Origin of the sequence: Arthrobacter sp. ZGTC412 (assembly GCF_002929215.1) — a bacterium.
Taxonomy (GTDB): domain Bacteria; phylum Actinomycetota; class Actinomycetes; order Actinomycetales; family Micrococcaceae; genus Arthrobacter.
On record NZ_PJII01000006.1, the window covers coordinates 109,702 to 134,707 of the forward strand.

22 protein-coding genes are annotated in these 25,006 nt (G+C 64.1%); 5 read left to right on the forward strand and 17 right to left on the reverse strand.

The features are described 5' to 3' along the window. Positions 1–93 precede the first annotated feature (93 nt). The 5 genes from CXQ88_RS09925 to CXQ88_RS09945 all read right to left on the reverse strand — a co-directional run bounded on the left by CXQ88_RS09925 (position 94) and on the right by CXQ88_RS09945 (position 5,334). The gene (locus tag CXQ88_RS09925) at positions 94–495 is read right to left on the reverse strand and encodes a cytochrome c oxidase subunit 4 (RefSeq protein ID WP_104043999.1); all 402 of its coding nucleotides are present in this window, start codon (positions 493–495) and stop codon (positions 94–96) included. Next, positions 492–2,219 (reverse strand): aa3-type cytochrome oxidase subunit I, encoded by a 1,728-nt coding sequence (gene ctaD / locus CXQ88_RS09930; protein ID WP_104044000.1) that lies wholly within the window; start codon positions 2,217–2,219, stop codon positions 492–494. Before ctaD ends, CXQ88_RS09925 begins: the two co-directional genes overlap by 4 nt. 10 nt (positions 2,220–2,229) lie before the next feature. Beyond that, positions 2,230–3,102 carry an aa3-type cytochrome oxidase subunit II gene (gene ctaC / locus CXQ88_RS09935; RefSeq protein ID WP_104044001.1) on the reverse strand — a complete coding sequence of 291 codons (873 nt, stop codon included), beginning with the start codon at positions 3,100–3,102 and terminating at the stop codon, positions 2,230–2,232. A 188-nt stretch (positions 3,103–3,290) separates the two neighbouring features. Then, the gene (locus CXQ88_RS09940; protein WP_104044002.1) at positions 3,291–3,680 is read right to left on the reverse strand and encodes a HesB/IscA family protein; all 390 of its coding nucleotides are present in this window, start codon (positions 3,678–3,680) and stop codon (positions 3,291–3,293) included. A 214-nt stretch (positions 3,681–3,894) separates the two neighbouring features. Beyond that, entirely contained in the window at positions 3,895–5,334 is a 1,440-nt protein-coding gene (locus CXQ88_RS09945) for a dipeptidase (RefSeq protein WP_104044003.1), read from the reverse strand. A 91-nt stretch (positions 5,335–5,425) separates the two neighbouring features. Here CXQ88_RS09945 and CXQ88_RS09950 point away from each other — a divergent pair, with 91 nt between their 5' ends. Then, positions 5,426–6,028, forward strand: a complete 603-nt coding sequence (locus CXQ88_RS09950) for a DUF3043 domain-containing protein (protein ID WP_104044004.1) — start codon at positions 5,426–5,428, stop codon at positions 6,026–6,028. A 126-nt stretch (positions 6,029–6,154) separates the two neighbouring features. On the opposite strand, the gene CXQ88_RS09955 is transcribed toward CXQ88_RS09950, so the two are convergent. After that, on the reverse strand, positions 6,155–7,225 hold the full coding sequence (locus CXQ88_RS09955; RefSeq protein WP_104044005.1) for a quinone-dependent dihydroorotate dehydrogenase: 1,071 nt from the start codon (positions 7,223–7,225) through the stop codon (positions 6,155–6,157). A 91-nt stretch (positions 7,226–7,316) separates the two neighbouring features. Between CXQ88_RS09955 and CXQ88_RS09960 the strand changes: the two genes are divergently transcribed. Further along, entirely contained in the window at positions 7,317–8,312 is a 996-nt protein-coding gene (locus CXQ88_RS09960; RefSeq protein ID WP_104044006.1) for an alpha/beta hydrolase, read from the forward strand. A 22-nt stretch (positions 8,313–8,334) separates the two neighbouring features. Here the strand turns inward: CXQ88_RS09960 and CXQ88_RS09965 are convergent, their stop codons facing one another. The 3 genes from CXQ88_RS09965 to leuA form a co-directional block, all read right to left on the reverse strand. Further along, the gene (locus tag CXQ88_RS09965) at positions 8,335–9,177 is read right to left on the reverse strand and encodes an isoprenyl transferase (protein WP_104044007.1); all 843 of its coding nucleotides are present in this window, start codon (positions 9,175–9,177) and stop codon (positions 8,335–8,337) included. 2 nt (positions 9,178–9,179) lie between these two features. After that, positions 9,180–9,932, reverse strand: coding sequence for a DNA repair protein RecO (recO, locus tag CXQ88_RS09970; RefSeq protein ID WP_104044075.1), 753 nt, complete (start codon positions 9,930–9,932; stop codon positions 9,180–9,182). A 98-nt stretch (positions 9,933–10,030) separates the two neighbouring features. After that, a complete protein-coding gene (gene leuA, locus CXQ88_RS09975) occupies positions 10,031–11,770 on the reverse strand; it encodes a 2-isopropylmalate synthase (protein WP_104044008.1) in 1,740 nt (579 codons plus the stop codon). Between the two features lie 250 nt (positions 11,771–12,020). On the opposite strand from leuA, the gene CXQ88_RS09980 reads away from it, so the two are divergent. After that, on the forward strand, positions 12,021–13,973 hold the full coding sequence (locus tag CXQ88_RS09980) for a M13 family metallopeptidase (protein ID WP_104044009.1): 1,953 nt from the start codon (positions 12,021–12,023) through the stop codon (positions 13,971–13,973). Positions 13,974–14,046: 73 nt separating this feature from the next. Here CXQ88_RS09980 and CXQ88_RS09985 read toward each other — a convergent pair whose 3' ends face one another. The 5 genes from CXQ88_RS09985 to CXQ88_RS10005 form a co-directional block, all read right to left on the reverse strand. Then, positions 14,047–15,501, reverse strand: a complete 1,455-nt coding sequence (locus CXQ88_RS09985) for an LCP family protein (protein ID WP_104044010.1) — start codon at positions 15,499–15,501, stop codon at positions 14,047–14,049. Between the two features lie 216 nt (positions 15,502–15,717). Then, entirely contained in the window at positions 15,718–16,677 is a 960-nt protein-coding gene (gene era, locus CXQ88_RS09990; protein ID WP_104044011.1) for a GTPase Era, read from the reverse strand. Continuing rightward, positions 16,661–17,992: a hemolysin family protein gene (locus tag CXQ88_RS09995; RefSeq protein ID WP_104044012.1), complete on the reverse strand. Its 1,332-nt coding sequence runs from the start codon at positions 17,990–17,992 to the stop codon at positions 16,661–16,663. Before CXQ88_RS09995 ends, era begins: the two co-directional genes overlap by 17 nt. After that, the gene (gene ybeY, locus CXQ88_RS10000; RefSeq protein WP_104044013.1) at positions 17,989–18,462 is read right to left on the reverse strand and encodes an rRNA maturation RNase YbeY; all 474 of its coding nucleotides are present in this window, start codon (positions 18,460–18,462) and stop codon (positions 17,989–17,991) included. Before ybeY ends, CXQ88_RS09995 begins: the two co-directional genes overlap by 4 nt. Next, a complete protein-coding gene (locus CXQ88_RS10005) occupies positions 18,459–19,547 on the reverse strand; it encodes a PhoH family protein (protein WP_104044076.1) in 1,089 nt (362 codons plus the stop codon). Before CXQ88_RS10005 ends, ybeY begins: the two co-directional genes overlap by 4 nt. A 360-nt stretch (positions 19,548–19,907) precedes the next feature. Between CXQ88_RS10005 and CXQ88_RS10010 the strand changes: the two genes are divergently transcribed. Beyond that, positions 19,908–20,867, forward strand: coding sequence for a GerMN domain-containing protein (locus CXQ88_RS10010; protein ID WP_258061801.1), 960 nt, complete (start codon positions 19,908–19,910; stop codon positions 20,865–20,867). A 17-nt stretch (positions 20,868–20,884) separates the two neighbouring features. On the opposite strand, the gene CXQ88_RS10015 is transcribed toward CXQ88_RS10010, so the two are convergent. The 3 genes from CXQ88_RS10015 to hrcA all read right to left on the reverse strand — a co-directional run bounded on the left by CXQ88_RS10015 (position 20,885) and on the right by hrcA (position 23,890). Next, positions 20,885–21,667, reverse strand: coding sequence for a 16S rRNA (uracil(1498)-N(3))-methyltransferase (locus tag CXQ88_RS10015; protein ID WP_104044015.1), 783 nt, complete (start codon positions 21,665–21,667; stop codon positions 20,885–20,887). Positions 21,668–21,669: 2 nt separating this feature from the next. Beyond that, complete coding sequence (gene dnaJ, locus CXQ88_RS10020; RefSeq protein ID WP_104044016.1) at positions 21,670–22,797, reverse strand: molecular chaperone DnaJ; 1,128 nt, start codon at positions 22,795–22,797, stop codon at positions 21,670–21,672. A gap of 79 nt (positions 22,798–22,876) precedes the next feature. Then, positions 22,877–23,890 carry a heat-inducible transcriptional repressor HrcA gene (gene hrcA, locus CXQ88_RS10025; protein WP_104044017.1) on the reverse strand — a complete coding sequence of 338 codons (1,014 nt, stop codon included), beginning with the start codon at positions 23,888–23,890 and terminating at the stop codon, positions 22,877–22,879. Between the two features lie 177 nt (positions 23,891–24,067). Here hrcA and CXQ88_RS10030 point away from each other — a divergent pair, with 177 nt between their 5' ends. Next, positions 24,068–24,922, forward strand: coding sequence for a DUF3097 domain-containing protein (locus tag CXQ88_RS10030; RefSeq protein ID WP_104044077.1), 855 nt, complete (start codon positions 24,068–24,070; stop codon positions 24,920–24,922). The last annotated feature ends 84 nt before the right edge of the window (positions 24,923–25,006 follow it).

Below are 25,006 nucleotides of genomic sequence, written 5' to 3' on the forward strand. Positions count from 1 at the left end.
GCCGTTCCAGGTATCAGGCACGGGACAACACCAAGAATAACGACGACGGGCCCCACCAAAAGGTGGGGCCCGTCGTCGTTATTCTTGTTTTGCCTAGTGGGCGTGGTCGCCGCGGCTGTATTCGTAAACCCAGCCAATGAGTGCCACAACAGCCAGGCCGGCCCCGATGTACACGATCCAGAAACCTACTGCCAGGCCCAGGAAACCTGTCGCGCAAGCCAGGCCGAGGACCAGCGGCCACCAGCTCCAGGGGCTGAAGTGCCCCTGCTCACCGGCGCCCTCGTGGATCTCGGCATCGCTCCGGTCTTCCGGGCGAAGTCCGACGCGCTTGCCGGTGAAACCGAGGTACCCGCCGATCATGCCGGCGAGGCCGCCGACCAGGAGGATTCCGAGGATACCGACCCATTCACCCCAGTCGGTGAGGAAGCCGTAAATCACCGAGACCGGTACGAAGAAGAAGACTCCGGAACCAAAGATCCATGACTCAATTTTCACTGTGCAGTGTCCTTCTGGTCGGCGTTACCGAGCGTTGAGGCTGCGGGAGCCGGTGACTCGACAGTGTGGACCTGTCGAAGCTCGGGGTGGTGCAGGTCCAGCGCTGGGCGCTCCGAACGGATCCGGGGCAGCGAGGTGAAGTTGTGCCGCGGCGGCGGGCAGGACGTGGCCCACTCCAGCGAGGCGCCGAAGCCCCAGGGATCGTCGACCTCTACCCGTTCGGCGCTGCGCCAGGTGATGTAGACATTCCAGAAGAATGGAATCAGTGAGGCTCCGAGGACAAACGAGGCAACCGTAGAGAACTGGTTCATCCAGGTGAAGTTGTCCTCCACCAGGTAGTCCGCGTAACGACGGGGCATGCCCTCAACACCAAGCCAGTGCTGGATCAGGAACGTGCCGTGGAAGCCCAGGAACAGCATCCAGAAGTGGATTTTGCCCAGGCGCTCGTTCAGCATCTTGCCGGTCCACTTGGGCCACCAGAAGTAGAACCCTGCGAACATCGCGAACACCACGGTGCCGAACACCACGTAGTGGAAGTGTGCCACCACGAAGTAGGAGTCAGAGACGTGGAAGTCCAGCGGCGGAGAGGCCAGGATGATGCCGGTGAGGCCGCCGAAAAGGAACGTGATCAGGAACCCGATACTCCACAGCATTGGGGTCTCAAAAGTGATTGAGCCCCGCCACATGGTCCCGATCCAGTTGAAGAACTTCACGCCCGTCGGAACCGCGATAAGCATGGTCATAAACGCGAAGAACGGCAGCAGCACCGCGCCAGTGACGTACATGTGGTGGGCCCACACCGTTACGGACAAGGCAGCAATCGCGATCGTGGCGTAGACCAGGCCCTTGTAACCGAAGATCGGTTTGCGGCTGAACACCGGGAAGATCTCCGAGACGATGCCGAAGAACGGCAGCGCGATGATGTAAACCTCGGGGTGGCCGAAGAACCAGAACAGGTGCTGCCAGAGCACTGCACCGCCGTTTTCCGGATCGAAGATGTGCGCACCGAAGCGGCGGTCTGCACCAAGGGCGAACAATGCAGCGGCCAGCGGCGGGAATGCCATGAGCACGAGGATGGCCGTGACCAGGGTGTTCCAGGTGAATATCGGCATCCGCCACATGGTCATGCCGGGAGCACGCATGCAGATGATGGTGGTGATGAAGTTGACCGCACCGAGGATCGTTCCGAACCCGGACAGCGCCAGGCCGAACACCCACAGGTCCCCACCAATGCCGGGGCTGAAGGTGGTGTTGGACAGCGGAGCGTAAGCGAACCAGCCAAAGGAGGCTGCACCCTGCGGGGTGATGAAGCCGGACACCGCGATGGTGGAGCCGAACAGGAAGAACCAGAAGGCCAGCGCGTTCAGGCGCGGGAAGGCAACGTCCGGCGCACCGATCTGCAGCGGCATGATCACGTTTGCGAAGCCTGCGAAGAGCGGGGTGGCGAACATCAGGAGCATCACGGTGCCGTGCATCGTGAACAGCTGGTTGTACTGCTCTTTGGTCTGCAGGATCTGCATGCCGGGTTCAAACAGCTCAGCGCGGATGAGCAACGCCATCACGCCGCCAAGGCAGAAAAACACAAACGAGGCAATCAGGTACATGTACCCGATGGTCTTGTGGTCGGTGGAGGTGATCCAGTTGACGACGATGCGTCCCTTGGATTTGGGAACCACGGGAGCGGTGAGCACTCCGGTGGGTGCGGATTGAGTGTACGTAGCCACGTCGCTCCCCTTACTTAATTTCGTTCAGGTTCGGATTGCGGTCGTACTCCACACCGAGGAGGCCCGTGTTGCCAGCTGCCTTGAGCTCATCCAGGTGTGCCTGGAATTCAGCTTCCGACACCACCTTGACGCGGAACAGCATTTCCGAGTGGTACTCGCCGCAGAGCTCGGCGCACTTGCCGTCGTAGGTGCCCTCTGCAGTGGGGGTAAACCGGATGTAGTTGGTCTTGCCCGGGATCATGTCGCGCTTCTGCAGGAAGGCAGGAACCCAGAAGGAGTGGATCACGTCGCGTGAGTTGAGCTCGAGGTCCACTGACTTGTTGACGGGCAAGTACAGCGTGGGGAGCTGTTCCTTGTCGATCGTGTTGCCAGTCAGGTGCGCCTGGACACCAGCCTCGTGGACGTCTTCTTCGATGACGTCGCCGGCCTTGTAGTTGAAGTCCCAGGCCCACTGCTTGCCGCGGACATCGACAACGACGTCGGCGGGCTGTGACCGGTCATCAATGGCCTGCTGGTCACGGTCCGTGAAGTAGAAGAACACCAGAACCATAAAGAGCGGAATGGTCAGGTAGAACACTTCGAGCGGAAGGTTGAAGCTTGTCTGGCGCGGGAAGCCCACGGTGCCCTTACGGCGCCGGTAGGCCACGAGGCACCAAACGATCAGGCCCCAGGTAATGATGCCCACAACCAAGGCGGCGATCCATGAGTTGACCCAGAGGTCCATGATGCGGTCGCTGTTGCTGGTGGTGCCACGTTCCGTGGGCAGCCACCCTTTCTCTACCTCTGGCGAACATCCGGTCAAAACCAACGCGCCGGCAATTGCCAAGCTTGTGATCGTGGTGATCGTTTTGCGTCGGCTGCCGGTTCGGTTCTGCGAACTCACAGACGGCCCTTCCTACTTGTTGCTGCTGTTGTCCGGGCAGCCATCGGCGCCGCGGGCACACTAAAAGTTTTACTACTCGGTGTAGAGCTTACCGCTCCCCCGGGCGTTTCGCCCACACGTCGGCGCCGTGCCTGTCTCCGTTTTGAACGGCAGGAAGCGCGGCGCCGGCGTCGGGCGAAATAACCGGCTTAGTGGAAGGAGTCTCCACAGGCGCAGGAGCCGCCGGCGTTCGGGTTGTCGATGGTGAAGCCCTGCTTGGCGATGGTGTCCTCAAAGTCGATGCTGGCACCGCTGAGGTAGGGAACGCTCATTTTGTCCACAACAACTTCGACGCCGTCGTAATCCCGGACAGCGTCTCCGTCCAGGAGCCTCTCGTCGAAGTAGAGCTGGTAGATCAGTCCTGAGCAGCCGCCAGGCTGCACAGCAACCCGGAGCCGCAGATCCGTGCGGCCTTCCTGCTCGAGAAGACTGCGGACCTTGCCTGCCGCGACGTCGGTCAGGTTGACCTCGTGGACGGGCAGTTCTTCACTGGCCGCGCTGGTGGTCTGGGTGCTGTTCTCATTGGTTGCGGTGCTCATTGGCCTACCTTCTTAGGACGGTCTGGCGGCTCCGCGCCAGCGGTGCCTGCCCCTACGGATTCGGTATGGGCTATAGCTACATGCTACGCGTGGCGCACCTGTAGCTCTAACTCCTGACGTAACCATGGAAGGCCCTTCCTTGTTCCCGCCGTGCCACTTCCGGGCCACTTCCGGGCCACCGCTTCAAGCGCCGCCGTTTGAGTACCGCCGGTTCCTAGAGGCCGTCGTTCAGGCGGGACAGCAACAATGCTTCCGCGAGGATGGCTTTCCGGAAATCGCCAAGGTGCAGTGACTCGTTGGCGCTGTGCGCCCTGGAGTCCGGGTCTTCCACACCCGTCACCAGGATCTGCACGTCCGGGTAGACCTCCGTGAGGTCGGCAATAAACGGAATGGAGCCGCCGATTCCTGTCTCCACTGCCTGAACGCCCCAAGCCTCTCCCAGGGCCCACATTGCCAGCCCGGCGGCGGCCGAAGAAGTGTCCGTTTGGAAGGGGTTGCCGCTTTCTCCAGGCGTGAAGGTGACTTTGGCTCCGAAGGGAGCGTGCATCTCCACGTGCCTGCGGACGGCCTCCATCGCTTCTTCGGGGATCTGCCCCGGCGCCAGCCGCAGGCTGAACTTGGCCCGCGCCCTCGGCAGCAGCGTATTTGAAGCCACGTCCACGGCAGGTGCGTCAAAACCGATGATGGACAGCGCCGGCTTGGTCCAGAGCCGCGATGCAATGCTGCCCGAGCCGGCGAGGCGGACGCCGTCGAGCACTGAAGCATCTGCGCGGTAGTCGGCCTCCGGGAACTCCACCGTCGCATTGTCGAAGGCGACGAGCCCCTGGATGGCGACGTTTCCGTCGTCGTCATGGAGGGTGGCGATCAGGCGGGACAACAGGGTGGGGGCATCCAAAACAGGTCCCCCGAACATTCCTGAATGGACCGCGTGCTCCAGGACCTGGACTTCGATTGTCCCGTCCACCAGCCCCCGCAGGCTTGTTGTCAGGGCCGGAACGCCAACCTTCCAGTTGCTGGAATCGGCGACGACGATGACATCAGCGCGGAGCAGGTCCCGGTGGGCCTCCAGGAAAGGACGGAACGTGGGAGAACCTGCTTCCTCCTCGCCCTCGATAAAGAACGTCACACCGAGGCCCAGGCCGGCTCCCAAAACCTCAGAGGCCGCTGCATAGGCAGCGATGTGGGCCATGATGCCGGCTTTGTCATCCGCGGCGCCGCGGCCATAGAGGCGCCCGTCCTTCTCAACAGCGGTGAAGGGTGCGCTCCCCCACAACCCCTCGTCCCCCGCGGGCTGGACATCATGGTGCGCATAGAGCAGGATGGTCGGCTTGCCGTCCGCGGCAGGCCGGCGGGCGACGACGGCGGGGCCGCCCGGAGTGCCGTCCGGCTTGTCGCAGCCCAGGATTTGCACCTCCTCAAGGCCCGTGGCGCGGAGGAGCTCTGCCACGGCTTCGGCGCTGCGTTCGAGCGGCGCACGGTCGAAACTGGGCCAGGCGATCCCCGGAATTGCGACCAGTTCTTTAAGGTGGGCCAGCGTGGCGTCATATGAGCGATCGATTGCTGCCCGGAGGTCGTCCGTGACGGAATTTGAGTTGAGGCCCAAAGGTGTGGGGCCGTCAATGTTGTCGGGGGTAGTTGTTGCAGATGAGGTCATGGCAAAAACATTACCCTCGTCACATTAAAGGCCATGGCCGCCCCGGCCGCGGGCAGGAGGGCCGGGCCGTCCCGCAAGGTATTCTGGTCAGGTGTTCGGACGTAAAAAGGAAGCGCCCTCGGCGCAGGAAATATCAGACCAGCTGGCTGCGGAAGCTGCGGCACGGCAGAACGGCATAGCCGGCAAAGGAGCCCCCACGCCAACCCGCAAGGCCCAGGAAGCTGCGCGCCGGCGCCCGTTGGTGCCGGAGGACCGCAAAGCGTCGAAGGCTGCCGAGCGCCAGGTCATCCAGGACCAGCGGCTCAAAATGCGCCAGGCCCTGGACACCGGTGATGAGAAGTTCCTGCCCCTGCGCGACAAGGGCCCCCAGAAGCGGTTTACCCGTGACTATGTGGACGCCAGGTTCAGCCTCGGGGAATACCTGATGTTCGGCGCCCTGGTATTTGTCCTGGTATCCCTGGTGGTGCCGGCGTCCAGCGACCTGATGATTTATGTTTTGGGCGGTTTTTGGGTGATGTTCCTGGCCGTCTTCGTAGACGTTTTCATCCTGTCCCGCAAGCTCCGCAAGCGGTTGACCGAAAAGTTCGGTGAGGTGGAGCGCGGCACCGTCTGGTACGGCTCCATGCGCTCCCTGCAGTTCCGGAAGCTGCGGCTGCCCAAGCCGCAGGTCAAGCGCGGACAGTACCCGGCCTGACGTCTTCCTGCGTCCCCCTTCAACAGATAACGAAACCCCGGCGGAATTTCCGCCGGGGTTTCGTTGCAGCTGGCTGGGTGCTGGCTGCAAGCTACGGGCGTGGCCGCTCCAGCGCGCCGGCGCCGCCTAGGGACGCCGGTTCTTTGCCAACTGCCGGTTGATGCGGGATGCCCAGAACGGTCCCTGGTAGAGGAAAGCGGTATAGCCCTGAACCAGGGTTGCCCCGGCATCCAGCCTGTCCTGGACATCCTGCGCTGTTTCCACGCCGCCCACAGCCACCAGGGTAAGGGCGTCCCCGGTCACCTGTTTGAGCCTGCGCAGCACTTCAAGGGACCGCCGTTTGAGCGGAGCGCCGGAGAGCCCGCCCGCACCGCATTTTTCCACCTGCTCCGCCGGGGAAGCCAGCCCCGTCCTGCCGATGGTGGTGTTGGTGGCGATGATGCCGTCCAGCTTCAGGTCGAGGGCAAGACGGGCGACGTCGTCGATGTCCTCGTCGCTCAGGTCCGGGGCGATTTTCACCAGCAGTGGGACGTGGCGGCCCGCTGCCCGGTCCGCTTCCTGTCCGACGGCGGTCAGCAGCGGCCGAAGCGTTTCCACGTCCTGCAGGAGCCGAAGGCCGGGTGTGTTGGGCGAACTGACATTGACCACGAGGTAGTCAGCGGCCGGCGCGAGGCTGCGTGCACTCACGAGGTAGTCCTCCACCGCATCTGCCAGGTCAACCACCTTCGTCTTGCCGATGTTGACGCCGATCACGGGACGCACCGCGGGGTGCCTGCGCTGTAGCCCCGCACGGGCTGCCTTGAGGCGCGGCGCAACGGCGGTGGCGCCGTCGTTATTGAATCCCATCCTGTTGATCACGGCACGGTCCTGCACCAGGCGGAAGAGGCGCGGCTTTTCGTTTCCCGGCTGGGCCTGCCCGGTGATGGTACCCACCTCGACATGGCCGAACCCGAGTTGGCTTAGTGCCTCTATGCCATGGCCTTCCTTGTCGAAGCCGGCCGCAAGCCCGAAGGGCGACGGAAAGGTCAGGCCGAAGGCTGTTGTCTGTAGCGACGGTGCGGGTGCCGTCAGTTTCTCAAGGGCCCTCCCTGCCCCGGAACGGTGCGCCAACCTGATGGCCTTGAAGCCGATCTTGTGGGCGCGCTCGGCGTCCATCCATGAAAAGGCCAGCCTGAAGAATGTGGGATAAACGCGCATGCCTCCAGTCTTCCGTCTTGGCGGGCACACACCAAAATGAGCACGCACCAAAATGACGCACACTGTTCCGCTGGCGGAATAGCATAAAGCCATGGAATGGCAGCGGGACATCTTGGGCGAGGAATTCGAGTCCCATGCCTTCACCGCCGCCGGAGATGACGGTGTGGAGCGGACCGCCACCCTAGTACGGTTCCGGCCTGCCGTAGCTGAAGTCTTCCCCTCGTCCGGGCTCCGCAGGGCGGTCCTCTTCCTGCACGGCTGGAGTGACTATTTCTTCAACGTGGACCTTGCCCGCTTCTGGTCCTCGGCCGGCTATGACTTCTACGCACTGGACATGCACAACCACGGCCGCAGCCTGCGTCCGGAGTCTCCGGGCGGTTACGTCTCGAACCTCGCCGACTATGACGCCGAGATTGACATGGCGGGCCGCCTGATCCGCCAGGGGGGTGTTACCCGTCCGCTCACCCTGATGGGGCATTCAACAGGAGGGCTGGTGGCGGCCCTGTGGGCCAGCAGGCATCCCGGGGCGGTGTCGCAGCTCATCCTCAACAGCCCATGGCTGGAAATGCATGGAAGCGCGCTGGTCCGGCGCGCGGCCTCAAGCATGGTGGGACCGGTGGCCCGCTTCCGGCCCGAGGCTGTGCTGAGGCTTCCGGAACGGGGTTTCTACTGGCGCACCATCAGCAATTCTGCGGACGGGGAATGGTCGCTGGATGACCGCTACCGTCCACCCATGGCGTTCCCGGTGCGCGCCGGTTGGCTCAGCGCGGTACTCGCGGGCCACACCAAGGTGGCACGGGGCCTCAACATCGAGGTGCCCATCCTGGTGCTGCTCTCCCGGGGAAGTGCGAACGGGCTCTTCTGGTCCGAAGAGATGCGGCGGACGGACGCTGTCCTTGACGTCAACGTTATTGCTGCCCGTGCCCTCACCTTGGGGCGCACAGTGACGGTCGAACGGATCGAGGGTGCCCTGCACGATGTGTTCCTCTCCCCCGCCGCCGTGCGCGCCGACGCCTACGCGCGGCTGGCGCGCTGGCTCCGCGCCTACGGGGACCTGGCAGAGGGAGAAAGTCCGCAACAGCCCTGAACGGGCCATGTTCCTGACCGTGCTACTGCGCCGGGCCCGCCCCGTTGACAGGCTTCGCCGCGTCCACTGCGCCGCCATACCTGCGGTCCCGCTGGGCGTATTCTTCCACTGCCGCCCACAGCGTCCTGCGGTCGACGTCAGGCCAGAGGGTGTCCATAAAGACGAACTCGGCATAGGCGGACTGCCAGAGCAGGAAGTTGGAGAGCCGCTGCTCCCCCGAGCTGCGCAGGAAAAGGTCCACGTCCGGAAGGTCCGGCTCATCGAGGTACTTTTGGATGGTGCGTTCGCTGATGGCACCGGGCTTGAGCCTGCCGGCAGCAACTTCGGCGGCAATGGCTGAGACGGCGTCCGTGATTTCCGCCCTGCCGCCGTAATTAACACACATGGTCAACGTGCAGGTGCTGTTGCCGGCGGTGAACTCTTCAGCCTCTTCAAGCTCCCGGATCACCGAGCCCCAGAGCCGCGGCCGCCGTCCGGACCACCGGACCCGTACGCCCCATTCGTCCAGCTGGTTCCGCTGCCTTCGGAGCACATCCTTGTTAAATCCCATGAGGAAGCGGACTTCCTCCGGGGAGCGGCGCCAGTTCTCCGTGGAGAAGGCATAGACACTGACGTACTCAACGCCCAGCTCGATTGCCCCTGCCATGACGTCCAGCAGGGCAGGCTCGCCGGCCTTATGGCCTTCTATCCTCGGCAGTCCGCGCTGGTTTGCCCACCGGCCGTTGCCGTCCATCACAATGGCGACATGCCGGGGTATGAATTCCGCCGGGATGGAAGGTGCCACCGCGCCTGATGAATGCGGGTACGGGGCAACCACCGGCTGGCTGCGCTTTCGGGGTGCGTTGTTCTTTTTTCCCAGGGCCACTGTCAGCTGCGCTCCACATGTTTGAGGGACTTCAGTACTCGTTCAAGATGCCATTGCAGGTAGGCGGCCACCAGGCCGGCGGCCTCCTTGCGGTGCAGGGGCAAGGAAGCATCCGCGGTGGCCCAGGCACCGGTGAGCAGCGCCGCGAGCAGCACCACTGTTTCCGGCGCGGGTGCCGGTGACCCGGGAGGCCGGCAGCCGGGGCAGACCATCCCACCGAGAGGCGCGGAAAAGGCACTGTGCGGGCCCGGCAGCCCGCAGCGGGCGCAATCCGTGAAGCTGGGCGCCCAACCGCCGGTGGCGAGTGCCCGCAGCAGGTAGGAATCAAGGATCAGCCCGGCGGCATGTTCGTTCCGGCTCAGCGACGCCAGGGCGCCGACCAGCAGGTTGTACTGGGCGGTTCCGGATTCGCCGTCGACGTCGGTGAGCTTTTCCGCCGTCTCCGTCATAGCGGCAGCTACGGTGTAGCGGCCGTAGTCGGACGCGATGTCTCCGCCGTAGGCCCCTTTGGCCACGGCCTGGGTGACGATGTCCAGCGTTTTTCCGGATACAAGCTGCAGGTCCGCCACCATAAAGGGCTCAAGGCGCGCGCCGAAGCGGCTGCTGGTGCGCCGGACTCCTTTTGCGACAGCACGGACCTGGCCGTGGTGTTTGGTCAGCAGCGTGATGATGCGGTCCGCCTCACCCAGTTTGTGGGTACGGAGCACGACCGCGTCGTCCCGGTACGCGCGGGAAGCGAAAGAGGGTTGGGCCACGCCTTTATCTTCCCATCCTTTGCGGGCACTGCCCTGCCGGACCATCGGACGGGGTGCCGTTGTGCCGCCGGGCGAATCCGGCGGCACAACCCGATGCCTCAGGCCTGGGCGTCCCGGATCGCCCGGTTCACGGCAGAAATAACAGCCTTCAGTGAAGACATGCTGGTGTTGGCGTCAATGCCGACGCCCCACAGCACGCGCTCCCCCACTGCGCACTCCACGTAGGCGGCGGCCATAGCGTTGCCACCCTCGGAGAGGGCATGCTCACTGTAATCCAGCACGCGCACATCCACGCCGTCTTCACGGAGGATGCTCAGCAGGGCCGCGATAGGGCCATTTCCCGTGCCGGTGCGGCGGACCTGGACGCCGTCCACGGTGAGGGCGGCGTGAAGCGTCATGCCGCCGTCGTCATCGGTCTCAGTGCTGACGGAGCCCAGGGAGTAACGGCCCCACTGTCCGTCCGACTTGCCGGAGGGCAGGTATTCATCCTGGAAAACCTGCCACAGCTGGGCCCCGCTGACTTCGCCACCCACCGTGTCCGTGCGCTTCTGGATAACACCGGAGAATTCGATCTGGGCGCGACGCGGCAGGTCCAGGCTGTGCTCATTCTTGAGCAGATAGGCAACGCCGCCCTTTCCGGACTGCGAGTTGACCCGGATAACAGCCTCATAGCTGCGGCCCAGGTCCTTGGGATCAACCGGCAGGTACGGGACTTGCCAGGTGAAGTCGGAAACGTCCTTGCCGGCAGCGGCTGCATCACGTTCGAGAGCCTCGAAGCCCTTCTTGATGGCGTCCTGGTGCGAGCCGGAGAACGCCGTGAAGACGAGGTCGCCGCCGTAGGGTGAACGCTCGGCGACGGGCAGCTGGTTGCAGTACTCCACGGTCCGGCGGATATCGTCGATGTTGGAGAAGTCGATCATGGGGTCGATGCCCTGCACAAAGAGGTTCAGGCCCAGGGTGACCAGGTCCACGTTGCCGGTCCGCTCGCCGTTGCCGAAGAGGCAGCCTTCAATCCGGTCGGCCCCGGCCATGTAGCCCAGTTCGGCGGCCGCAACGCCCGTTCCACGGTCATTGTGGGGGTGCAGGGACAGGATGATGCCTTCGCGCGGGTGCAGGTGGCGGCTCATCCACTCGATCGAGTCAGCGTAAATGTTGGGAGTGGCCATTTCCACGGTGGCAGGCAGGTTGATGATGACCTGGCGGTCCGCAGAAGCCTCAAAAACGTCGGCGACGGCGTTGCATACCCGCACCGCATATTCGAGCTCAGTGCCGGTGAACGACTCCGGAGAGTACTCGTAGGTCACGTGCGTGTCCACGAGGGTCTCTTCGTACTTTTTGCACAGCCGCGCACCCTGGAGGGCGATGTCCAGGATCCCGTCCTCATCCTGGTTGAAGACCACACGGCGCTGCAGGACGGAGGTGGAGTTGTAGAGGTGGACGATGGCCTGCCTGGCACCCACCAAGGACTCGTACGTCCGCTCGATCAGGTGCTCGCGGGCCTGGGTCAGGACCTGGATGGTGACGTCGTCCGGGATGTGGTTGCCCTCGATGAGCTGCCGGACAAAGTCGAAGTCCGTCTGGGACGCGGACGGGAAACCTACCTCGATCTCCTTGTAGCCCATGCGGACCAGCAGATCGAACATCTTCATCTTGCGGGCCGGGCTCATGGGGTCGATCAGCGCCTGGTTGCCGTCGCGCAGGTCCACTGCGCACCAGCGCGGGGCCTTGGTGATCAGCTTGTCCGGCCACGTGCGGTCCGGCAGCTCAACTTTGATCTGTTCCTGGAACGGGGTGTAGCGGTGGGCGGGCATTCCGGAGGACTTCTGTGCGTTTCGCATTACTATCGGGGCCTTTTCTGTGGTTCTTCTTTGAAAGGGTGGCCGGGCAACACAAACTCCGCAGCGAGGGTGGGCCTTGCGCTAGATCGCGTCTGAGGCCTCGCCGCGGCAGCTAAGAAGAAGAAGCTCTGCACGCACCATTTGAGAGTAACACGGGTGCGTAAGATGAAAGGGCTGTACCGTCCGTTACGTCCACCATGCAGACGCCGACCGGTATTTGTCGACGTCGTCTGCGTAAAAAGGAGCTCTCGTGCCCATTTCGGGGATCGACCTGTCCACCTTTGATAACACCGTCCGGCCGCAGGATGACCTCTACCAGCACGTGAACGGCGCCTGGCTGAAGGCTACCGAAATTCCCGATGACCGGCCCCTTGAGGGCACATTCACCGCTTTGCGGGACGGTTCTGAAATCGCCGTCCGCGACATCATCGAAGAAGCAGCGGCGAAGGGCGCGTCCGCCAGCGGCATCGAGCAGAAGGTCGGAGACCTCTACAACAGCTTCATGGACGAAGCTGCAGTGGAAGCCAAGGGCATGGAACCGGTCCGCCAGCGGCTCGCGGACGTTTTTGCCACCACTTCCGTGACCGACCTGATTGCACTCGCAGGCCGCCTGTTCCGGGCTGATGTAAACGGACTCTTCTACATCTACCCCGCTCCGGACGCCGGCAACCCGGACAGGGTCCTTCTCTACACCGGCCAGGGCGGTCTCGGACTGCCCGACGAGTCCTACTACCGCGAAGAAAAGTTCGCACCGATGGTCGCCGCCTATGGCGCACACGTCAAGACGATGCTTGGCCTGGCAGGCATTCCGGACGCGGATGCTGCTGCCGGGCGGGTGGTAGCACTCGAGACCAAGCTGGCGTCCCACCATTGGGATAACGTCACCCTTCGGGATCCGCAAAAGACATACAACCTGAAGTCCGCGGACGAGGCCTCCGCCCTGTTCCCGCTGCTTCCAACCTGGTTCGACGCCGCAGGAATTGATGAGGAGAAGCGGCAGGAGATCGTGGTGAGCACTCCCCCGTTCTTCCACGGCGCCGCCGGCCTTCTTGAGTCCGAACCGCTGGCTTACTGGCAGGAATGGCTGGCCATGCGGGTTGTCAGCGCCGCAGCCCCCTACCTGTCCTCGGCCTTCGTTGACGCCAACTTCGCGTTCTACGGAACCACCATCAGCGGCACCCCACGGAACAAGGACCGCTGGAAGCGCGGCGTGGGCGTGGTGGAAGGCGGCCTCGGCGAAGCGGTGGGACAGATCTATGTTGCGCGGCACTTCCCCGAAACACACAAGGCCCGCATGCAGGCGCTCGTCGCCAACCTTATTGAGGCCTACCGCCGGAGCATTACCGCCGTCGGCTGGATGGGCGAGGACACCAAGGCCGAGGCACTGCGGAAGCTGGAGGGGTTCCGGGCCAAAATCGGTTACCCGGAGGAGTGGATCGACTACTCCGCAGTGCAGATCGACCCCGCCGATCTGCTGGGCAACGTGGAACGGGCACACAATGCCGACGTCGACCGGCACCTTGATGAGGTGGGCAAGCCGGTGGACCGCAACAAGTGGCTGATGACCCCGCAAACGGTCAACGCCTATTACCACCCGATGATGAACGAAATTGTCTTCCCGGCGGCGATCCTCCAGCCCCCGTTTTTCACTGCCGACGCGGATGACGCCGTGAACTATGGCGGCATCGGGGCAGTCATCGGGCACGAAATCGGCCACGGGTTTGACGACCAGGGGTCACAGTTCGACGGAAGCGGGGCGCTGCGGAACTGGTGGACCGACGAGGACCGCCAGGCCTTTGAAAAGCTCACCGCCAAACTGGTGGCACAATACGATGCACTTTCCCCGTACGCTGCGCCGGGACACAACGTCAACGGACGCCTCACGCTCGGCGAAAACATCGGCGACCTCGCCGGACTTGCCATCGCCTACAAGGCCTACCTGATCAGTCTCGACGGCAAGGAACCCGAGGTCCAGGATGGCCTCACGGGGCACCAGCGCTTCTTTGCGTCCTGGGCAGCAGGCTGGCGGCAGGTGATCCGGACCGAGGAAGCCATCCGCAGGCTGGCAACGGACCCGCATTCGCCCAACGAGTTCCGGACCAATGCGATCGTCAAGAACCTGGACGCCTTCCACGACGCCTTTGAGGTCACCGACCAGGACGGCATGTGGATATCGCCGGAGGAGCGCGTCAGCATCTGGTGACAAACAAAACTGGGGCCCACCGTTGCTACTCACGGCGGGCCCCAGTTTATTTGACGCTTAAAGGCGTCGTTGGCTAGCTGGGCACGATGAGGAACGGGTTGGCCGGTTGGCAAAGGGTGTCCCCGGCTGTCTGGTTGACGACGTCTTTCGGCAGCGCCACCGAGCCGCCGTAAGTGGCACCTGAGGTGAAGTCGGTACCCAGGTAAACCTGGACACCGGACACTGCCGGAGCCAGCAGCGTCTGCGCCGCCGGGATTTTGAGCATCGCCGCAACGTCAACTGCCACGTCCTCGAAGCCGGCGCCATAGTAGACAGCGGACTGTTCCACGGCCGTCGCCTCAAACTGTGCCGCCTGCGAGAATCCGCCGCCAATCAGGGCCTGCAGAATTTCCTGTGCCCGCCCTGGCACGCCGCTGCCGTTGGCCACCGTGACAGGCTGGATCGCCTTGTCGTAGGGCGGCAGCGGAGGAGCCGTCTTACTGGGAGCCGCCGTGGGTGGAGCAGCGGTTTTTGAGGGCGCAGGTGTGGCCGGCGCGGTGGGGTCGGTCAGGTCAATATCCTGCCGCATCGCGGCGAATAACTGGGAGCCGGCCGGTTCGGCGATCTGGAGCCTGTTCGGGTCAATAAGGGCGGGCGTGGTGGGAACCGCCGCGAACGCGACCTTGCTGATGTCGATGTCCTTGAGCCGGTTGCCGATGGTGAGCAGGCTGGGAACTGACGCCAGCCCCTCGTCCACCGTGAGGTTCTGCGTGACGACATCGGCGATCTTCAGCATCTTGCCGGGGTCGGACAGGGTTCCCTCATCTTTGATCTTCCGCGTCAGGGAGGACAGGAACCCCTGCTGGGCCTTGATGCGTCCCAAGTCGCCGCCATCGGCAAATGCATGGCGGGTCCGCAGGAAGGCGAGGGCCATCTCACCCTCAACCGCGGACGTGCCTTTGGGGAGCCGGAGCCCGGAATCGGGATCATGGACCGCGTCACTGATGCATACGTTCACGCCGCCCACTGCCTTGGAGAGTTCCTTCACTGCATTGAAGTCGGCCATCATGAAGTGGTCCACTTCCAGTCCGGTCAGCTGGTTTACGGTGTCCACGGCGCAGCCAATACCGGCCTCGTTCATCGCTTCGTTGATCATCACACCGCTCCGGGCGGGAAAAGTCTGCTTGGTCTCCCCGTCCGTGCACTCGGGAATGTCCACCAGCAGGTCGCGCGGGAAACTGATGACACTGACGCGCTTGTTGTCCTCGGAAATGTCCATCAGCATCATGACGTCGGACTTGCCGTATCCCTTGGAATCGTCCGCGTTGCCGTACCCGGCGTTCTTGCCGTCGCGGGTGTCCGAGCCCAGGATCAGGATCTGCATCCGCCCGGTCGCTTCGCTCACCGGTTCGGCGTTGCCACCGCCCGCATTCAACGGAGCTTTGGAGAGGTTGTTCTGGAGACGCAAAAACCAGAATCCCGCGAACGCTAGGGCACCCACGAGGGCCACCGACAGCACGCCTGTGGTGATTTTCAGCCACAGCGGCATCCTGCGGAAAGGGCCAAGGTGGCGGGCGGCTCCAACGGTGCCATCCTCCGCGTGCCGGAATACCGGTCCCCCAGCTGACACGTCAGCTCCGTTTTCGCGCTTATCGCGGCCTCGCCCCACGTGGTGAACCTTCCTCTAGATTCTGAATTCGGTCCATTTTAGTGGCCCAGGCTGGGAAATCCCCGGACGGCCCCGCGGCCGCACGTCTTTTATTCGTCAGAAGCCCAGCTTGACCAGCTGTTTCGGATCCCGCTGCCAGTCCTTGGCCACCTTCACGTGCAGGTCAAGGTAGATGCGGGTCCCCAGCAGCGCCTCGATTCCCTTGCGTGCGTTCGTGCCTACTTCACGCAGCCGGCTGCCGCCCTTGCCGATGATGATGGCCTTCTGCGACGGCCGTTCGACGTAAAGGTTCACGCGCACATCGAGCAGGGGGCTGTCGTCAGGACGGTCTTCCCGGGGCACGATCTCTTCGACCACCACCGCCAGGGAATGCGGCAGTTCGTCCCGGACGCCTTCCAGCGCCGCTTCCCGGACCAGCTCGGCGACCATAACGGCTTCAGGCTCGTCGGTCAGCTCGCCGTCCGGGTAGAGCGGGGGCGACGGCGGCATGTGGCTGATCAGTACGTCAGCTACGGTTTTGACCTGGAAGCCGTCGGCGGCAGACACCGGAACAATGTCCTTCCAGCCTTCCTCCCCCAGCACTTCCCGCCCCAGCGCAGCGACAGCCAGCAGCTGCTCGGTCAGCGCCTGCCGGTCGACCAGATCCGTTTTGGTGACAATGGCAATGACAGGCTGTCGGCCCACAGCGGCGAGCTGGGCGGCGATGTACTTGTCGCCGGGTCCGATTTTTTCGTTGGCGGGCAGGCAGAACCCGATGGCGTCCACCTCCGCGAGCGTGTCCGCTACCAGGTCGTTCAGGCGCTTGCCCAAAAGCGTGCGGGGACGGTGCAGGCCCGGTGTGTCCACAAGGATCAGCTGTGCGTCCTCGCGGTGGACGATCCCGCGGATGGTGTGGCGGGTGGTCTGCGGCTTGGCGGAGGTAATAGCCACCTTCTTGCCCACCAGCGCGTTTGTCAGCGTGGACTTGCCGGCATTGGGGCGGCCCACCAGGACGGAAAACCCTGCCCGGAAGCCGCCGAAATCCTCGTCGCCTGCGGCCTTATTTTTCTTGCTCACGTGGAACTCCCTGCTGGGTTGCTTCCGCCTCTTGGAGGAGGTCTTCAAGGTCAATGTCTACTTTTGGAACCTGCGCCGCAATGATGTGGCTGACACGGTTCCGGCGGCCCTCAAGCCTTTCGGCGCGCAGCGAAACCCCGTCAACTTCGACGCTGCTGCCGACGATGGGCACACGGCCCAGCGCCTTGGCGAGGAGGCCGCCCACGGTGTCCACCTCGTCGTCGTCGAGCTCGATGTCAAAAAGTTCACCGAGGTCATCGATGCTCATCCGGGCGCTCACACGGTAGGAGCCGTCGCCCAGCTCCACAGCCTCCGCGCTTTCGGTATCGTACTCGTCGACGATTTCGCCCACGATCTCCTCGATCAGGTCCTCGAGCGTGACAAGTCCGGCGGTACCGCCATATTCGTCGATCACGATGGCCACGTGCGTGGATTCCTTCTGCAACTCCCGCAACAAATCGCTGACCTGCTTCGATTCAGGCACATACCGCACCTCCCTGACCAGCGAATCCACCAGGGGCGGCTCCTCATCGGGGGCCAGCTCGTGGAGGACGGCCGCTACGTCCTTGAGGTAGACGATGCCGAGGATATGGTCCGTGTCTTCCCCGATGACAGGAATCCTGGAGTACCCCGAGCGCAGGAAGAGCGACATGGCGCGGCGCAGGCTGGAGCCTGCTTCGATGCTGAGGATGTCTGTGCGCGGCACCATAACGGCCCGGACCAGGGTATCGCCGAAATCGAAGACCGACTGGATCATCTCAGCCTCGGTGTCCTCGATCATGTCCGATTCGCTGGCCCGTTCCACGAGCTCGCGGAATTCCTGCTCACTGAAGAACGCCTCATCACCGCCCGGCGCGCCGGGAGCCGCAGCGCTTCCCAGGGCCACGAGCCACCCCGGAATGGGTCCCAGCACCCAGGTGAGGAAACGGATCATCGGTGCCGTGAAGCGCACAACGGCAGCCGAGTGGAGCCTTCCAAGCTGGCGGGGAGAGACTCCCACGATGACGAACCCCAGTAGGGCCATGATGCCGGTGGCAGCCAGCCCGGCCAGCCAGATGTTGTCGAGCAGGCTGTACAGCAGGACAGCGACAGCGACAGCGGATGCCGTCTCGAACCAGATGCGCCAGAACCGCAGCGCCCGGATGTGAGCCACGGGCTGCGCCAGGATCCGGCGCATGGCGGTCCCGCGGCTTCTCAGGAGTGCTTCTTCAGCGTCGTGCCGCGGGAGGAAGTTGAAGGCGGCCTCAGCCGCCGTCAGTACTGCCGCAATGCCCAGGAAAGCCAAGGCCATTGCGACCAGGAGCAAGGGAGTCACTGTATGGTCTCGGCGGGCGCTTCTTTGCCGGTGAAGCCGGACAGGAGTTCGCGCTGGAGGCCGAACATCTCGGCCTTCTCCTCAGGCTCGGCATGGTCGTAGCCCAGCAGGTGCAGGATGCCGTGCGTGGTCAGCAACAGCATCTCATCCTGCAGCGAGTGGCCGGCGTTCCGGGCCTGGACGGTGGCAACCTGCGGGCACACTGCAATGTCCCCGAGCATGCCCTGGGGCGTGGGCCGGTCCGGAGTGCCCGGAGTCAGCTCGTCCATGGGGACGGACAGCACGTCAGTGGAACCGGGCTCATCCATCAGCTCAATGTGAAGCTTCTCCATCGCGGGCTCGTCCACCAGGAGGATGGACAATTCGGCCTGCGGATGAATGTAAAGCTGTTCGAAGATGTACCTGGATAAAGCAACGAGCTGCGATTCGTCCACCTGGACGCCGGATTCGTTGTTCACCTCAATGCTCACGCGTGTTCCCCCCGCTTTTCCCGGGTTGAGGAATGCTTGACCCGGCTGCGCTGGACGTCATCCCAGACGCTGTAGGCATTGACGATATCGCCCACCAGGCGGTGCCGGACGACGTCGGCCGCGTCCAGAACGGAGAAGTTAACATCATCGATGCCCTGCAGGATCTCTTCCACGATCCGCAGGCCAGAGCGGGTGCCGAAGGGCAGGTCCACCTGCGTGATGTCGCCCGTGACCACCATTTTGGATCCGAAGCCGAGCCTGGTGAGGAACATTTTCATCTGCTCGGGCGTGGTGTTCTGCGCCTCGTCAAGGATGATGAAGGCGTCGTTGAGGGTACGGCCACGCATATAGGCCAGCGGGGCGACTTCGATGGTCCCCGCCGCCATGAGCCGCGGAATCGATTCCGGATCCATCATGTCGTGCAGGGCATCGTACAGCGGACGCAGGTAGGGATCGATCTTGTCGCTCAACGTGCCGGGAAGGAAGCCAAGCCGCTCCCCCGCTTCGACTGCCGGGCGGGTCAGGATGATCCGGCTGACTTCCTTCTGCTGCAGGGCCTGAACCGCTTTCGCCATTGCCAGGTAGGTCTTGCCGGTTCCGGCGGGCCCGATTCCGAAGATGACGGTGTTGGCGTCGATGGCGTCAACGTAATTCTTCTGGTTCAGCGTTTTCGGTCGTATGGTCTTGCCGCGGCTGGACAGGATGTCGTGGGTCAGCACATCCACGGGATTCTGCAGGGACTGGGTACGCAGAAGGGCCACGAGCTGCTGCAGCACGGCCGGGCTGATGACCGTACCGCGCGCGACGAGTCCGCGGACCTCGTGCAGGAGCCGCATGATCCGCGGCACGTCCGCCGCCGGACCGCTGATGGAGAGCTCGTTTCCCCTGACATGGAAATTGACGGCAGGGAATTGTTCTTCAATGAACCGCAACGCCTCGTCGTGGCTGCCCAGCGACTGAACCATCTGGTCGGAATTGTCGAAGAGGACTACTTCGGTACGGACGCCGGGAAGTGTGTGGGGAAACTCCCCCGCTGCGCCCTCGCCGGTGACAAGCCTGCGCTTTCCGTTAGCTGATTCAGTCATAGTACTGGCCCGCAGGCCTGTGATCCCCTCGATGTCGAAACAATAGCTGTTGGCTGGTTTGCGGCGGCTGCTGCCGTCGCTTCCAGCGGTACCTTCCATCCTACGCCAGCAGGCACTGCTGACCCCATACCGCATCACCACGCTGCCGTCCGCTCCGGCACGGGCACCACGCCTGTTCCCGTCATTAGGTATCAACTTCATATCGGCCTCATATCGTTCCAGTTGCAGTTGGACGGGTCAGCGCATCCCGGCGCGCCTGCTTCCCGGGGCTGTGCAATGCTGGAAATCCAGCCGAATGCTGGAACACCAAGGCCGACCGGGGATCGGCCTATCCGACCAGGAAAGGACAGGGCAATCAAGTTGCCGGAAACCGCAGCGCCCCGCCGCGCCCGAGGAGCCTTCAACGGCGCCCGTTCGGCGGTCCTTGCCGGTCTCCTGGTGGTAGTCCCTGCCCTTGCGGGCTGCATCGCCGAACCGGGCCCGGCCCCCACGGGCATCCCGTCCGCCAGCCCTGCCGGCCCGGGAAACACTTCCGGTGCCCCATCCACAAGCGCACCCCTGGAGACCACCCAGTCCTCCAATAAGGCACCCGTCTACTGGATCGGCGGCAGCGACAGCAATGTCTTCCTTTACCGGGAATTCCGGGACGTTCCCGAGCAGGAGAATCCCGTGACGCGGGCCCTGCGCGCAATGATGTCCGAAAAGCCGCTGGATCCCGACTTCTTTACGCCGTGGCAGAATCCCAGCCAGCTGGCCACCTCGATTTCCGGCAAGGACATCATCACGGTGGATGTCTCGGAAGATGCCTTCAACAGCAACCTTGACGCCGATATGGCCGCCCGGGCCATCCAGCAATTGGTGTATACAGCAACCGCTGCTGCCGCGAGCTCGGGTCTGATCGACTCCGGGCAGCAGATTCGCGTCCGGATCCTCGTGGACGGACACACTGACTATGTCGCCTTCAACCATGTTCAGCTGGGCTCCCTCATGGCCCGCACCTCGGGACTGGTGGCTCCCGTCTGGATTATCGACCCCCAGGAAAACGTGGAAGTGGGCGACGGCAGTGTCAAGATCACCGGGCGAAGCACCGTGCCGGGAGGCAAGCTCCGCTGGCAGATCCTGCGGTCCGAAGCTGACGGAAACAAGACGCCCTTCCTGACTGGCGAAACAACGGCAGCCGCGGACCCGGCCCAGGCGGGGGTATTCACCCTCGCCCTTACCCTGCCCGAGGGTGATTTCGAGCTCCGGGTGGCCCAGACCTCAAACCCGGAGGGCACGGAGGACGGCAGCGAAGACACCCGGAGCTTCAGGGTCCGCTAGCTCCCGCTGTTGCTGGCTCAGAGTACCGGCGCGGCCCAGCGGCCCAGGACGTCGCTGGCAAGAACGACGGCGGCAGGACCGGCTGTTGATGACCGCAGCACATGGTGCCCCAGGAGGGCCGTCACGGCACCCTGGCCGCACAGCCGAGTCACTTCACGCTGGCTGATGCCGCCCTCGGGTCCCACGATCAGGAGTACTTCCCGCACCCCTTCTGCAGCGCCCGTTTCCAGCCATGTTTCGAGGACAGCACGCAAGGGGCGCACGGCGTCCTCGTGCAGGACAACGGCCAGGGCTGCCGCCTCGACGGCGGTGGCGAGGCCGGCGGTGTCGACGGCGGTCCGCACCTCGGGGATCCAGGCACGGCGGGCCTGCTTGGCGGCGGCGGTGACAACGGACTGCCACTTGGCGTGTGCCTTGGCTGCCCGGTCACCCTTCCAGCGCACGATGGAACGTTCGGACTGCCAGGGGATAACGGCATCGATCCCCAGTTCGGTGGCCGTCTCGATGGCGAGCTCATCCCGGTCGCCCTTGGCCAGGGCCTGTACCAGCACCAGCCTGGTGCGTGGCCGGTCCTCAACAGCCACGGACGCGCATTCCACGTCAAGCCCCGAGGAGGAAGCGGCCGTAACCTTGCCGCTCATCCGTGTGCCGGCGCCGTCCACGAGGTCCACCGCCTCGCCCGGGGCGAGCCGCTTAACCGTGACCGCGTGCCGCGCCTCGGGTCCCTCCAGGACAAAAATCCCTCCCGGCACCATCCGGTCCAGGGACCCGGGCGCAGTGAAAAAGACGGGGTTGCTCACCGCTACAGGTTACCGAGCCGGTCCCGGAGCTTGGCGAACATGCCGCCGCCGGCAGCAAGCTTGCCCTCCGTGATCTGCTCGCCGCGGAGTTTGGCGAGCTGGCGCAGCAGGTCTTCCTGCGCCGCATCAAGCTTCGCAGGCGTCTCGACCTGGAGGTGGACCTTCAGGTCACCGCGGCCGTACCCGCGCAGGTGGGTGACGCCAAGGCCGCGCAGGGTGATGATCTCTCCAGACTGGGTGCCGGGCTTGACGTCGATTTCCTGGGCTCCGTCGAAGGTTTCGAGGGTCACGTCGGTACCCAGGGCGGCCGCCGTCATGGGGATGTTAAGGGTGGCGTGCAGGTCGTCGCCTTCCCGGACGTAGGTGGCGTCGTTGTTGACGCGGATCTCCACGTAGAGATCGCCGGCGGGGCCGCCGGCGGGACCGGCTTCGCCCTGGCCCGAGAGCTGGATGCGTGTCCCGGTGGCGACGCCGGCGGGAACCTTGATGGTCAGGGAACGGCGGCTGCGGATCCGGCCCTGTCCGCTGCACTCGTTGCAGGGGTCCTTGATAACGGTTCCAAAACCTTCGCAGGTGCCGCACGGAGCGGCGGTCATGACCTGGCCGAGGATTGAACGCACGGCCCTCTGGACCTGGCCGCTGCCGCCGCAGATATCGCAGCGCTCGGGGTGGGTTCCGGGCTGGCAGCACGAGCCTTCACAGGTGGGGCAGACCACCGCCGTGTCCACTTCGAGCTTCTTGTTGACACCGAACACGGCGTCGCGGAGCTCGATCCGGACGCTGATGAGCGCATCCTGCCCGCGCCGGACCCTCGACGCGGGGCCGGTAGTGCCGCCGGCGCCGAAGAAGGTGTCGAAGATGTCCTGGAAGGCGAAGCCCTGCCCGGCGTACGCTCCCCCGCCGAAGCCGTTGTCCGTGCCGTTCTCGTTTCCGGTGGTGTCATAGACCCGCCGCTTCTGGGGATCCGAGAGAACTTCATAGGCATGGGTCACTGCCTTGAAGCGGTCCGCAACATCCTCACCGGGATTGACGTCAGGGTGAAGGGTCCGGGCCAGCTTTCGGTAGGCCTTCTTGATCTCTTCCCCGGTGGCATCCGGAGCGACTCCAAGGACTTCGTAGTGGCTGCTCAAAGTTAGTATCTCTTCCTTGTTGTTCTGCCTGCAGTCGAACTGCATACACTGCTGTGCGCCCTTGGGCGCTGTACTGCGGTCAGGGTCCCAAAATGCGTGACAGGTAACGGGCCACAGCCCTGACTGCCGCCATGGTGGTGGGGTAGTCCATCCTGGTGGGACCCAGCACGCCAATCTTGGCCACGCTGTCCGGGCCATAGCCGGTAGCGACGACGGATGCCTCCGCCAGGCCATCGTATGGGTTTTCACGGCCGATGCTCACGGCCACTCCGCGGTGGTCCTGTGCCATCTCGCTCAGCAGGCGCAGCATCACCACCTGCTCCTCGAGCGCCTCAAGCACCGGGCCGATGCTCAGCGGAAAGTCAACATTGGAACGGGCCAGGTTGGCCGTGCCGGCCATCACCATGCGGTCTTCCCGGCTGCTGAGGGCCAGGCCCTCCAGCCCGTGCGCCAGCGCCTGGGCTGCCTGCCGCTGTCCGGGGGCGACGCCGGACACCACTGCGGGCAGTGACTGCCCAAGCTGGGCCAAGGGAGTCCCTGCGAGGCATCCAAGAAACTGGCCGCGCAGCGCAGCGATGGCGTCGTCCGCGAGGTCCTGCCCGACGTCGATGACCCGCTGTTCAACCTTGCCGCTGTTGGCAATCAGCACCACCAGCACCTTCCGGGGGGCAAGGAGGACGAATTCGATGTGGCGGACCAGTGCTCGGTTACGGTGGGGATACTGGACGACCGCCACCTGGTTTGTCAGCTGGGACAACAGCCGGACGGTGCGTTCCAGGACGTCGTCAAGGTCATCCGCGCCTTCCAGCAATGACTGGATAGCCCGCCGCTCCGCCTGGGACAGCGGCTTCACGGCGGAAATCTGGTCGACGAAGAGCCGATAGCCCTTGTCCGTGGGGATGCGGCCCGCGCTGGTGTGCGGGGCGGTAATCAGTCCCTCATCCTCAAGCGCGGCCATGTCGTTGCGGATGGTTGCGCTGGAAACGCCCAGATGGTGACGCTCCACCAGGGCCTTGGACCCCACGGGCTCGCGGGAGTGGACGTAGTCCTCCACGATGGCCCGCAGTACTTCCAGTTTGCGTGGCTCGCTCACACTCCACCTCCATCAAGGGTTCAGGGCAGCCGTTCCGCCCGCATCGTGTCTCTACAGGGGTTAGCACTCGACATGCCTAAGTGCTAACAGTCTATTATGACTCGCCCCGTTGTTAGCATTGGTACCGCTCAGGCGAATTTCCGGGCCATGATCCAGCACGAGGCGGAGTGTGATTCGATGCATTACCAGAACTGGGGAGCCCAGGACCTGTCCGCGCCTGCCCGGGCGCAACTGCCCGAGGTGCCGGTGGAGCGTGGCATGGTGCTGGAGGACGTCCAGTCCGGGTGGGTTGGTGCGGTGACCCGGGTGGAGAAATCGGGAGGAATGCACGTGGTGGCCCTGGAGGACCGCCGCGGCAAGTCCAGGTCCTTCCGGCTGGGCTTCGGGTTCCTCCTTGAAGGCCAGGCAATCCGCCTGATGCCCCCGGCCCCGCGGCCGGCGGCGGGCACGGGCACCGCCGCCGGCAGGACGGCGTCGGGATCTGTCCGTGTGGCAGGGCAGCGAGCACAGGTTGCCAAGGCGAGCCGCATCTGGGTGGAGGGAAAGCACGACGCCGAACTTGTCGAGAAAGTGTGGGGCGATGACCTCCGGGTGGAGGGCATCGTCGTCGAACCCCTCCACGGCATTGATGACCTCGCTGCTGCCGTGGCCGATTTCAGGCCGGGGCCGGGCAGGCGCCTGGGAGTGCTCGTAGACCACCTGGTGCCCGACTCGAAAGAGTCCCGCATCGCCGAATCGGTGATGGCCTCCCCCGGAGCTGCGGGGAATGTGCTGATCGTGGGACACCCCTACGTTGACGTGTGGCAGGCCATCCGTCCGGCTGTCCTGGGCATCGAGCAGTGGCCGGTAGTGCCGCGCGGCCAGGACTGGAAAACCGGCGTCCTCGCAGCCTTCGGCTGGCCGCACGAGACCAAAGAGGACATCGGCCTCGGGTGGCAGAAGCTGCTGGGCGCCGTCCGCAGTTACGCCGACCTGGAGGCGTCCTTGCTGGGCCGGGTGGAAGAAGTCATTGATTTCCTCACCGTCCCCTAATCGTCAAGCGGGCCTGACTAACGCGCTCCCCGCCGGTGGGTGAGGTCAGGCATAACCGCTGCACCCAGTATTCTTGGTACAGCG